Source organism: Amycolatopsis sp. NPDC104819, assembly GCF_055583145.1.
In genome coordinates this window covers 811,684-822,012 of sequence record NZ_JBVJON010000001.1, presented here as the reverse complement: position 1 = coordinate 822,012, position 10,329 = coordinate 811,684, and the positions used below count along the sequence as shown (strand labels likewise).

The window sequence follows — 10,329 nt, the reverse complement described above, 5'->3', positions numbered from 1 at the left end:
GGGGGGGGGGGGGGGGGGGGGGGGGGGGGTTTTTGCGGGGGGGGGGGGGGGGGGGGGTGGGGGGGGGGGACACCCCCCAAAACCCCCCACGACCAGCTGCGGTAGGGGTCTTCAGCCGATTCCGGCGTACACCGCCGCGATCGCGTCCTCTTTGGACATCGCCCGCGCTTCGGCGACCAGTTCTTCGTACCGGGTGTCGGAAAGCTCCGCGCGAAGCTGAGTGATCAGCTCGCGCACCTCCGGGCTGCCGAGGTCGAACCGGCCGCGGATCAGCGCGGACGTGCCCAGCACGCGGGCCGCCTCCTCCGCCCGGCCCTGCTGCCCGCGCACCAGCGCCAGCAGCTCCACGGCCCCGGCGAGGTCCGGCATGTCCCCGCGGTCGCGGGTCGCGACGATCGCCTTGACCACGTGGGCTTCGGCCGCGTCGGGCCGGTTCTCGGCCAGCGCGAGCCGCCCTTCGAACGCGCTGACCCACTCCACGCCCATGCCCTCGGGGAACGCCGTGTCCCACGCCAGCGACCCGAGCCGGCCGAGCGCCTCGCGCGCCTCCGCCGGCCGCCCGCCGCGCAGGCACAGCTCGATCCGGCCGAACAGCAGGATCGCCCGCAGCTGCGGGTTTTCGAACCCCTGCCCGTACCGCTCGGCGGCTTCCTGGTCGCGCCACGCGCCTTCGATGTCCCCGAGGCGCGCGCGTTCGACGGCCAGGCGCCACCAGTGCTGGACGATGTCCTCGTGCGAGCGCAGCTCCATCGACAGCGCCAGCCCCTGCTGGTAGACCTCGATCGCGCGCTCGCCCTGGCCGGACTGGGACAGCGCGTTCGCCTTGAAGCTCAACGTCATCGCCGTGCCCCAGCGGTCGCCGACCTCGACAAAACCGGCGTGCGCCCGGTCCCGGGCCCGGTCCGCGCTCTCGACGTCCCCGGTGTCGTCGAGCAGGAAGCTTTCGACCCAGTACCCGCCCGAACGGGTCCAGATGTCGTCGTCGGCCTGCGCGCGGCGCACCTCGCGCATCGCCAGCTCACGGTCGCCGCCGAGGAACGCCAGCATCGGCAGCGCCACGGCCAGTCCCGGGTACTTGCCCACCGCGCCGGTGCGCACGCACTCGTCGACCAGCTCGCGGACGCCGTCGAGCGGGAGCCGGGACGGCGCCTGGTGGAACAGCCGCGAGATCGCGCGGTAGGCGGCCAGGACGTCCGGCGGCAGCCGGTCGCCGAACCCGAGCACGGCGTCGATGAACTCCTCGGCCCGCTCACCCTGTCCGAGAATGGTGTAGTACCAGAACATTCCGTTGAGCAGCCGCACCGAAGTGTCCACATCGGACATTTCGATGGCCACGCGCAGCGCGCCGGTGAGGTTGACCGACTCGGCCTCGTAGAGGTCGATCGAGGCCAGCTGCCCGCCGGTGCGCAGCAGCGGTTCCGCCCGTTCGGCCAGGTCGACGTAGTACCCGGCCATCACGCGCTGGAACGCGTCCCGCTCGCCGGACTCCGCGAGCCGCTCGCCCGCATAGGCCCGCAACGTCTCCAGCATCCGGTAGCGCGGTTCCCCGGCACGGTTCACGGTGTCTACAATGGACTTCTCGACGAGCGTGCCGAGCACGTACGGGACGTCGGCGACCGGCAGCAGCTCGTCCGCGCAGACCCGCTCGACGGCGTCCATCGGCACGCTGCTGGGGAACACCGCGAGCCGCCGCGCGAGCACCAGCTCCGGCCCGGTGAGCAGGTCCCAGCTCCACTCGACCACCGCGCGCAGGGTGCGCTGGCGCGGCAACGCCGTGCGGCTGCCCGACGTCAGCAGCCGGAACCGGTCGTCGAGCCGGGCGGCGATCTGGGCCGGCGTCATCGAGCGCAGCCGGGCGGCGGCCAGCTCCAGGGCGAGCGGCATCCCGTCGAGCCGGCGGCAGATCTGGCCGACGTCGTCCACAGTGGACTCGTCGAGCACGAAGTCCGGGCGGACCGCGCTCGCCCGGTCGAGGAACAGCCGCGTCGAATCCAGCTCGGCGGCTTCGGCGGGCGCCGCGCGTTCGGCGGGCACGGGCAGCGGCCCGAGCGGGCACAACGCCTCACCGGTGATGGCCAGCGGCTCGCGGCTGGTCGCGAGGATCCGCAGCCCGGGCACCCGGCTCAGCAGCTCGTCGGCCAGCGCCGCGGCCGCGTCGATGACGTGCTCGCAGTTGTCCAGCACCAGCAGCGCCTCCCCGCCGGCGAGCACCTCGACGGCGTGACCGAGCAGGTCCGGCCGCCGCCGCACCTCGGTTTCGGCGCTGCGGATGTCGCGCACCTCGAGCGCGGCGAGCAGGGCGCCGCCGACGTCACCGGGGTCGCGGACACCGGCCAGCGGCACGAACCACACCCGGCCGCGCGCGTGCGCCGGGTGCCGCGACGCCGCTTCGGTCGACAGCCGGGTCTTGCCCGCGCCGCCCGGCCCGGTCAGGGTGACCAGCCGGGCGCCGCCGAGCAGCTCGGCCAGCAGCTTGAGCTCGTCGTCGCGGCCGACGAACGTGGTCAGCCGGGTCGGCAGCCGGTCGGCCACCGGGGGAGGCGGCGCGAACTCGCCGCGCAACGCGGCGACGTGGACCTCCTGCAGCTCGGCCGACGGGTCGACCCCCAGCTGGTCGGCCAGCGTCCGGCGGATCCCGGCGTAGACGGCCAGCGCCTCCGACTGCCGCCCGGCCGCGCACAGCGCGCGGATCCGCAGGCCCGCGAGCCGCTCGCGCAGCGGGTCTGCGTCCGCCGCGGCGGACAGGTCGGGCAGGACCTCCGCGTGCTCACCCAGCCGGATCAGCGCCTCGAACCGGTCTTCGGCCGCTTCGGCGCGCAGGTCGGTGAGCCGCCGGGCGGGCGCCTGGGCGAACGGCGCGTCGAGGACGTCGGCGAGCGCGGCGCCCTGCCAGAGCGCAAGGGCCTCACCGAGCAGCTCGGCCGCGTGGGCATCGTGGCCCGCGGTCAGCTCACGGCGGCCGTCGGCGGCGAGCCGTTCGAACCGCTCGGCGTCGACGTCGCCGGGCGCCACGGCGAGCCGGTAGCCGCCCGGGCCGGAGCCGACCGCCACCGGCAGCGCCTTCCGCAGCCGCGAGACCAGCGACTGCAGGGCGTTGGCGGCGTCGGCGGGCGGGTCGGCGCCCCAGAGGCCGTCGACCAGGGTGTCGGCCGGGACGGCGCGGCCGGCGTCCAGCGCGAGCCTGGCCAGGAGCATGCGGAGGCGGGCGCCGCCGATGTCGATCGGCGTGCCGTCGTCTTCCGCCGCTCGCAGCGGGCCCAGCAGCGCAACGCGCATGGGACCAGCTTTCCAGACCCGGCCTGAGGGCCGGTGCGGAACTGCCCCGCCGGGCCGACGGAAGTGGTGATTATCCGGACAAACCCGACGACACCCGGAAAATCATGCAGGACTGGGGATACGTTGCGAGCGAGGTCCACCCCAGATCGGACAGGAGCGTTCATGAGGGGACAGAAACCGGTCGTGCTGGCGGCCGCCGTTGTCACCAGCCTTTGCCTCGGCGCCGGCATGGCCGCCGCCGGCGACGACGGCTGGGGCGCGCCGAAGCCCGGCAGCGACGGCGCGGGCGACAGCTACTACCCGCAGGACGGCAACGGCGGTTACGACGTCGCCGACTACAACCTGAAGGTCGGCTACGACCCCGCGTCGCACCAGCTCACCGGGGTGCAGGACATCTCCGCGCGGGCGACGCAGGCGCTCAGCTCCTTCAACCTCGACCTGCGCGGCCTGACCGTCGACTCGGTGAAGATCGACGGCCGCGGCGCGAAGTTCAGCCGCACCGGCGACCACGAGCTCGTGATCACGCCGTCGCGGCCGCTGCGGCGCGGCGAGCGCTTCGAGGCCAAGATCGCCTACCACGGCGTGCCCGCGCCGATCGAGGACCCGTCGCTCGGCAACAACGGCTGGCAGTACGCCAAGGCGGGTGGCGCGTTCGCCGCCGGCGAGCCGAAGTCGGCCACGACCTGGTACCCGGTCAACGACACCCCGCTCGACAAGGCGACCTTCCACCTCGCGATCACCGTGCCCGACGAGTGGGGCGTGATCGCCAACGGCCGCGAGAAGCCGTCGGTCAAGGTGCCGGGCGGCGGCACCACGCACGTGTGGGCCGAGGAAACGCCGATCGTGCCGTACATGACGACGGTCGCGATCGACAAGTGGACCTTCGACCGCCAAAAGCGCAAGGACGGCACCCCGATCGTCAGCGCGTTCGCCCCGGGCGTCCCCGACTCGACCAAGCAGGCCGAGGCGCGGCTGCCGGAGATCCTCGACTTCCTCGAGTCGAAGTTCGGCAAGTACCCGATCGACGCGGCGGGCGGCATCTTCCTCAACGAGCAGATCGGCTTCTCGCTGGAGACGATGAGCCGGCCGATCTACTCCGCGGGCTGGGCGGGCACCGTCCCGACGATCGTCCACGAGAACGCCCACCAGTGGTACGGCGACTCGGTCGCCGTCGAGCACTGGCGCGACGTCTGCATGAACGAGTGCTTCGCGTCGTACGCGACGTGGCTTTGGGACGAAGCGAAGGAGGGCGTCGACCTGAACAAGCAGTACGCGGACGACGTCAAGAAGGCGTCGACGGCGTTCTGGAACGGCAAGCTGTACGACATGGGCGCCGGCAACGAGTTCACCTACGTGTACTCGAAGGGCCCGATGATGCTGCACGCGCTGCGCAACTACGTCGGGCAGGCCGCGTTCGACCGGGTGCTGAAGACCTGGCCGTCGCTGCACCGCGGCGGGAACGCGAGCATGCAGGACTTCCAGCGGTACACCGAAAGCGTCGCGCACCGGAACCTGCAGGGGTTCTTCGACGCGTGGGTGTACGGCGCCGGCAAGCCCGCCGACCAGTACCTCTTCCCGGGTGGGCTGAAGCCCGCCGCTTGATCCCGTGGTTCGTGAAGGCCACCTCGGTAAGGTTTCCCCGAGGTGGCCTTCACGGCGTTGGGGAGGGTGCATGGCCAAGGTGCTGATGACGGGGTTCGCGCCGTTCGGCGGCGAGTCGGTGAACCCGTCGTGGCAGGCGGTTTCGCGGCTCGGCGCACGCCGGGACGACGTCGCGGCGGTCGAGCTGCCGTGTGAGTTCGAAGCGTCACTGCCCGCGCTTCGGCGTGCGGTGGCGGAACACCGGCCGTCGCTGGTGGTCTGCGTCGGCCAGGCGGGCGGGCGCTTCGAGGTGACGCCGGAGCGCGTCGCGATCAACCTGGTCGACGCGCGCATCCCGGACAACGCGGGGGCGCAGCCGGTGGACGTCCCGGTGGTCTCCGGCGGGCCGGCCGCGTACTTCACGACGTTGCCGGTGAAGGCGTGCGTGGCGGCGATCCGCGCGGCAGGCGTGCCCGCGGCGGTGTCCCACACCGCCGGGACGTACGTGTGCAACCAGGTCTTCTACGGCTTGATGCACCTGCTCGCGGACCTGCCGGACGTCCGCGGCGGGTTCGTGCACGTCCCGTTCAGCCCGGAGCAGGTGGCGGCGGCCGGCAAGGCGGCGCCGTCGCTGGGGGTGGACCGGATCGCCGACGCGCTGGAGGTCCTGGTGGACACGGCGCTGAAGACCACGGAGGACATCGTGGTCACCGGGGGCGCGGAGTCTTGACCACCCAGCGCGACGTGTGGGCGAGACCCGGGGCCGTGCTGACCGTCGGCGTGACCGCGTTGCTGAGCGGCGCGGCGGTCGGCGCCTTCGCGCACGAGATCACCGTGGTGCAGAAGCAGGCTTGTGCGGCCGCCGACGCGGTCAACCCGGAGAGCATGTGCGGGTTCGGCGCCCTCGTGTGGGGGCCGATTGTCGCCGTCGCCGCGGCGGCCACCGCCGGGGTCCTGATGTGGCTGGTCCTCGCCGGGACGGGGATCGAGCCACGGCGGCAGCTCGTGACGATCGCGTCTCTCGGCCCGCTGGCCCTGGTCGAGCCGTTCGGCATCGCCGGGACGGTGACCTGGCCGGCCTTCCTCTTCGTGGGCCTGCTCTCCGGAGTCGTGCAGGCGCTGGTCGCCTGGGCCGGCGGAACGCGGTTCACCCGCCGCTAGCCGCCGCGGCCGGTGAGCTCCACGAACGCCGCCGGGCCCGGGACGTTGTGGTGGATCGTCAGGTCCGCGACACGGTCGCCGCTCCAGTCCGGGGTGAAGCGCACGACCAGCGTGCACCGGCGGCCCGGGACCACGTCGTGGCCGACGCACGCGCTCGCGTCCACCGCGAAGTCCGTGCTGTCCAGCTCGACCCCGGTCACCCGCAGGTCACTCGAGCCGACACTGCGGACGGCCACCGTGCAGGTGGTCGTCGTGTGCGCCGGCGCCGTCCCGCACGGCACCGACTCCGGCACGATCACCGCGGGCGTCGGGGCCGGGCCCACCGGGAACGTCGCCGGGCCGCCGCGCACGAGGTCGAGCACCGTCACGCCGGTCACCGTCAGCACCAGCGCGCCCGCGGCCAGCAGCACGATCGCGATCGCCTTGATGCCGTGGGCCATGCCGTCCCTGGCCGTGAACCCGCCGGCCGCGAGGACCGTCGTCACGAGCGTCGAAACCAGCGTCGCGGTCGGGCCCGCGCCGATCGCGGCCGGGACGAGCGTGCCGAGCAGCGACGCGGCGACCGTGACGCCGAAACCCGTCCAGGAGAAGCGTTTCGCCTCACGCAGCTGGCGCCGCATGGACGGCGCGCGAGGCTTCGTGGTGGTGGTCATGCAGGTAAGAGCGCCGACCGTCCCGGGCAGGTACGCCATTCCCCCGTTCGGCGGTACGCCGGTGCTCTCGTGATCTGAAGCACACCGTTGTCAATTCACCCTGGCGGGCGAGCGAACGGTGTTTACATGTCCGGAACGTTACCCCGGAAGAGGTGAGTGATGATCGGATTCGAGACCGACCTGCAGGACCTGCGGGACTCGGCCGGAGCCCTCCAGGACGCCGCCGGCGCCGCGGAAACCGCGTCGAACGGCCTGCGTGGCACCGACGTCCCCGTCTCGTCCGACGGCGGCGGCCTCTTCGGCGGCCTGGGCAGCATGTTCCCCGTGGACAACGCCTTCGGCCGCACGCTCGGCATGCCGGCCGTCGCGACGGCCTACAACGACCACCTGGCGAAGATCCAGAAGCTGGTCGCGCAGCTGCACGAGACCACCGCCGACACCAGCCACGCGCTGATGCGGGTCGCGGAGCTGTACGAGAAGGCCGACGCCGACTCCAAGCAGCGCGTCAACCGCGCCGCCGCGGGCCTGGAAGGGAACTGACGTGGACGGCTACTTCGACTCCGGGCTCGACGCCCAGCCGATGTCCGGCAGCGGGGACGACCGCCGGCCGGAGCTGCTCGAAGGGGTGTCCGCGGACCTGGTCGACGGCGCGAACGACGCTCTCGACGCCCTGCAGATCCTCAAGTACACCGACTGGGTCTTCGGCATCGGCACCGACGAAGCCGGCTTCAAGAAGATGCAGGACGAGGTCGCGGGCGTCTACCGCGAGTTCTCCGACGCCGACATCGACCACGAGTCGACCACCGGCCTGCAGCACCTGATCATGAAGCACGACGCCGTCTGGAAGCAGCTGCAGCGCGATTCGAAGCCGAAGCTGGACGACGCCCGGCAGTTCCTCGACGTGTGGCGCGGGTCCGCGGCCAACGCCGTCAAGGCGTACCTGAACCAGCTCGCGGACGCGTTCACCGAGGTGGAAACCAAGATCACCGTGCTGGAGAGCGACGTCGTCGCCGCGCGCGAGGCCATCGCGTCCGCCCGGCAGGACCTGAGCAACCTCGGCACGACGTTCCTGGAGACCGCGAAGAAGTACCAGGAAGACCAGTCCCGCAAGCGCGAAGCCGCGATGTCGAAGGTGCTGGCGGCGACGTTCGCCGGCGCGGTCGCCGGGCTGCTCACCGTGGCCAGCGCCGGCGTCGCCGCCCCGGCGGGCGCCGCGATCTTCACCGCCGCCAACGGCGCCTTGGTCGCCGGGAACGCCGCCGGTGGCGCGATCAGCGCGATGGTCGCGAACCAGGCGGAGATCACCGGCGAGAACGCTTTCGAGCTGTACCAGAGCTTCTGCGACAGCGCGGGCAAGATCCGCGACGGCGCCGGCGAAGCCGCCACCACCCTGGCGAACCGCATCGGCGACGAAGCCGTCGACCTGCCGAAGATCCCCGAGTCACCGGACGTCAGCCCCGGCTCGAGCTTCGACCCGGACAACTTCGAGACCGACCACACCTCCCGCCAGACCGAGAAGAACGTCCGCGACGCGAACGTCGACATCGGCCGCGACGGCGAAGTCTCGAGCGGCGCGACGCACCTCGGGAGGCTGGATGGCTGAGCGTCCCGACCGCGAGTCCCTGCTGAGCGAGCTGTCCGCGCTGTCGGCGACGGCGACGTCCGACGACGGCGCCGTTTCGCTCGCGGTCAACACCGACGGCGTCCTGACCGGGCTCCGGCTGTCCGACGCCGTCTCCGGGATGTCGCCCGCGCAGATCGCCGACGCCGTGCTGCGGACGTACGTCGAGGCGCAGCGGGAGTCGGCGAAACAGACCGGGCAGCTGCTGGCGCCGCTGGGCACGACCGGGTACCTGATGGACCGGCTGCGCTGGCGGATGCAGTACGAGCCGGCGCCTGCTCCTTCACCCGCGCCGCTGCCTTCGTCGTCTTCGCCTTTGCCTGACGACGAGCGTGTCCTGATGGACCGGTCGGCGGAGACACCGGCCACCCCGCCACCGGCCGGGCCGGAGCCCGACGACGAGTGGTACCGCAAGGGACCGCGGTTCGACCCGGCGTGGTGAGTGTCTACTGTGGACTGACGGTCACCACGGCCGCGGCGGCCGGACCGCCTGCCGCTGCCACGGCGGGGTCACGGGCGGGCGGACCGGCGCGAAGGCGGGCACGGTGAGGTCGCTGCCGCCGAGCGGCACGTGGTGCAGCCCGAACGCGACGGCCGTCTCGGGCTGGTTCTGCGTGGTCGGCGCGACCCCGAGCTGACGGCCGAGCAGCGCGGCCAGCAACGGCATCCGGCTCGGCCCGCCGACGAGGTAGACCCCGGCCAGCTGCGCGGGGTTCAGCCCGGCGCGGCCGATCGTCGCGCCGAGCAGCTCGGCGCTGCGCAGCAGGCTGGGCCGGACGAGCGCTTCCAGCTCGTCACGGGTGACGAGGACGTCCCCGAACGGCTCGGGCATCGGCACGTGGGTCCGCGCGTGGCGGGAGAGGCTTTCCTTGGCGTCCCGGACGTCCTGCAGCAGCGCCCGCCGGCTGCGGCGGTCGGCGGTGGACTGCGGACGCAGAAGCCGTTGCCACTGCGCGGGATCGGCGTGCGACACCGAGCGACCGATGTGGACGAGCAGCGCCTGGTCGATGTCGAGGCTGCCGAGATCGGCCAGGCCGTCCTCGGCGAGCACGGCGAACCCCAGCCGGTTGACCCCGACCACGGCGCAGTCGAAGGTGCCGGCGCCGAGGTCGTACACCCCGATGGGCCCGGAGTCGCGGTTCCCGAGACTCGCGTAGTGAGCGGCCGCGGCAACGGGCTCGGGAATCAACCGGACGTCATCGAGCCCGGCCTTCGCGGCAGCGGCCCGGAGCACGTCCTGCCGGGCGGCGTCCCAACCGGCGGGGTGCGAGATCCGCGTCTGGGTGGCAGGCCGCCCCAGCTGCCGCCCGGCCTCCTCACCCATCCGCCGCAGGACGGCGGCGAAGGCGTCGGTGATGGAAACGACGGTGTCGCCGAGCTGGAGCGCGCCCTCGTCGATCCGCCGTTTGGGACTCGCCTCGAACCGGCTGGGATCAAGCCGCGCCCGCTGCTCGGCCTCCCGTCCGACGACGAGGAGGCCGTCGTCGTTGAGGAAGACGGCGGAGGAGAGGGTGACGGAGCCATCGACGTCGACGGCCCGGGGTGCCCGCCCGGCGCCGGAGAGCACCCCGACGGTGCTGGAAGTCCCGAAGTCGATCGCCAGCACGTCCACGCGGTTATCCCCTCCCAAGGCCCTCGGGCATCGTCTCATGCGCCCCGATGTGGCCTTGGTCAGGCACAAACGTCGCTGTTGTCCCGCTGAGCCGCCGAAACAGTGACGTCATGATCGTCGAAGTCCGCAACGACCCGCATCCGGCCCCCGAGAGCCGTGATGTAGCGCCGGAGGGTATCGAGCTCCATCTGCCCGGGGTCACCCTGCTCGAGCTGGCTGATCCGCGGCTGGCTAACCCCCATCCGCCGAGCGAGTTCGGTCTGGCTGATGCCGGCGTCCTCTCGGAGCTGGGCCAGCCGAAAGCCGAGCACATACGCCTGAGTGGCTTCGCGCGCGACAGTACGAGCGGCATCGACGTCCCGGCCAGTTTCCCGGTCAACGGCGGCCTTGTCCGCCTTCACGTCCTTCCACGATCGGCTCATGCC

9 protein-coding genes and 1 pseudogene are annotated in these 10,329 nt (G+C 72.5%); 6 read left to right on the top strand and 4 right to left on the bottom strand.

Going from position 1 to position 10,329, the window contains the following annotated elements:
* Positions 1-111 precede the first annotated feature (111 nt).
* Complete coding sequence (locus tag ACZ63E_RS04155; protein WP_465334131.1) at positions 112-3,276, bottom strand: ATP-binding protein; 3,165 nt, start codon at positions 3,274-3,276, stop codon at positions 112-114.
* Positions 3,277-3,438: 162 nt separating this feature from the next.
* Between ACZ63E_RS04155 and ACZ63E_RS04150 the strand changes: the two genes are divergently transcribed.
* The 3 genes from ACZ63E_RS04150 to ACZ63E_RS04140 all read left to right on the top strand — a co-directional run bounded on the left by ACZ63E_RS04150 (position 3,439) and on the right by ACZ63E_RS04140 (position 6,018).
* Positions 3,439-4,878: a M1 family metallopeptidase gene (locus ACZ63E_RS04150; RefSeq protein ID WP_465334129.1), complete on the top strand. Its 1,440-nt coding sequence runs from the start codon at positions 3,439-3,441 to the stop codon at positions 4,876-4,878.
* A gap of 70 nt (positions 4,879-4,948) precedes the next feature.
* Positions 4,949-5,587: a pyroglutamyl-peptidase I gene (gene pcp / locus ACZ63E_RS04145; protein WP_465334127.1), complete on the top strand. Its 639-nt coding sequence runs from the start codon at positions 4,949-4,951 to the stop codon at positions 5,585-5,587.
* The gene (locus ACZ63E_RS04140; protein ID WP_465334125.1) at positions 5,584-6,018 is read left to right on the top strand and encodes a hypothetical protein; all 435 of its coding nucleotides are present in this window, start codon (positions 5,584-5,586) and stop codon (positions 6,016-6,018) included. Before pcp ends, ACZ63E_RS04140 begins: the two co-directional genes overlap by 4 nt.
* Here ACZ63E_RS04140 and ACZ63E_RS04135 read toward each other — a convergent pair.
* A complete protein-coding gene (locus tag ACZ63E_RS04135; RefSeq protein ID WP_465334123.1) occupies positions 6,015-6,671 on the bottom strand; it encodes an Ig-like domain-containing protein in 657 nt (218 codons plus the stop codon). The two genes, ACZ63E_RS04140 and ACZ63E_RS04135, sit on opposite strands and share 4 nt — an antisense overlap.
* 159 nt (positions 6,672-6,830) lie before the next feature.
* On the opposite strand from ACZ63E_RS04135, the gene ACZ63E_RS04130 reads away from it, so the two are divergent.
* The 3 genes from ACZ63E_RS04130 to ACZ63E_RS04120 are packed head-to-tail and all read left to right on the top strand — an operon-like array spanning position 6,831 to position 8,734.
* The gene (locus ACZ63E_RS04130; protein WP_465334121.1) at positions 6,831-7,211 is read left to right on the top strand and encodes a hypothetical protein; all 381 of its coding nucleotides are present in this window, start codon (positions 6,831-6,833) and stop codon (positions 7,209-7,211) included.
* Between the two features lies 1 nt (position 7,212).
* A complete protein-coding gene (locus ACZ63E_RS04125; RefSeq protein WP_465334119.1) occupies positions 7,213-8,274 on the top strand; it encodes a hypothetical protein in 1,062 nt (353 codons plus the stop codon).
* A complete protein-coding gene (locus ACZ63E_RS04120; RefSeq protein WP_465334118.1) occupies positions 8,267-8,734 on the top strand; it encodes a YbaB/EbfC family nucleoid-associated protein in 468 nt (155 codons plus the stop codon). The genes ACZ63E_RS04125 and ACZ63E_RS04120 overlap by 8 nt, the downstream gene beginning before the upstream one ends.
* A 30-nt stretch (positions 8,735-8,764) precedes the next feature.
* On the opposite strand, the pseudogene ACZ63E_RS04115 reads toward ACZ63E_RS04120, so the two are convergent.
* Positions 8,765-9,904: pseudogene (locus ACZ63E_RS04115) on the bottom strand (Hsp70 family protein); the annotation flags it as partial.
* Between the two features lie 59 nt (positions 9,905-9,963).
* The gene (locus ACZ63E_RS04110; protein ID WP_465334116.1) at positions 9,964-10,326 is read right to left on the bottom strand and encodes a helix-turn-helix domain-containing protein; all 363 of its coding nucleotides are present in this window, start codon (positions 10,324-10,326) and stop codon (positions 9,964-9,966) included.
* Positions 10,327-10,329 lie beyond the last annotated feature (3 nt).

Excerpts from the sequence above, each read along its gene's own strand:
- ACZ63E_RS04155 (WP_465334131.1), bottom strand. The coding sequence starts at position 3,276 with ATGCGCGTTGCGCTGCTGGGCCCGCTGCGAGCGGCGGAAGACGACGGC.
- ACZ63E_RS04150 (WP_465334129.1), top strand. The coding sequence starts at position 3,439 with ATGAGGGGACAGAAACCGGTCGTGCTGGCGGCCGCCGTTGTCACCAGC.
- pcp (WP_465334127.1), top strand. The coding sequence starts at position 4,949 with ATGGCCAAGGTGCTGATGACGGGGTTCGCGCCGTTCGGCGGCGAGTCG.
- ACZ63E_RS04135 (WP_465334123.1), bottom strand. The coding sequence starts at position 6,671 with ATGACCACCACCACGAAGCCTCGCGCGCCGTCCATGCGGCGCCAGCTG.
- ACZ63E_RS04130 (WP_465334121.1), top strand. The coding sequence starts at position 6,831 with ATGATCGGATTCGAGACCGACCTGCAGGACCTGCGGGACTCGGCCGGA.
- ACZ63E_RS04120 (WP_465334118.1), top strand. The coding sequence starts at position 8,267 with ATGGCTGAGCGTCCCGACCGCGAGTCCCTGCTGAGCGAGCTGTCCGCG.
- ACZ63E_RS04110 (WP_465334116.1), bottom strand. The coding sequence starts at position 10,326 with ATGAGCCGATCGTGGAAGGACGTGAAGGCGGACAAGGCCGCCGTTGAC.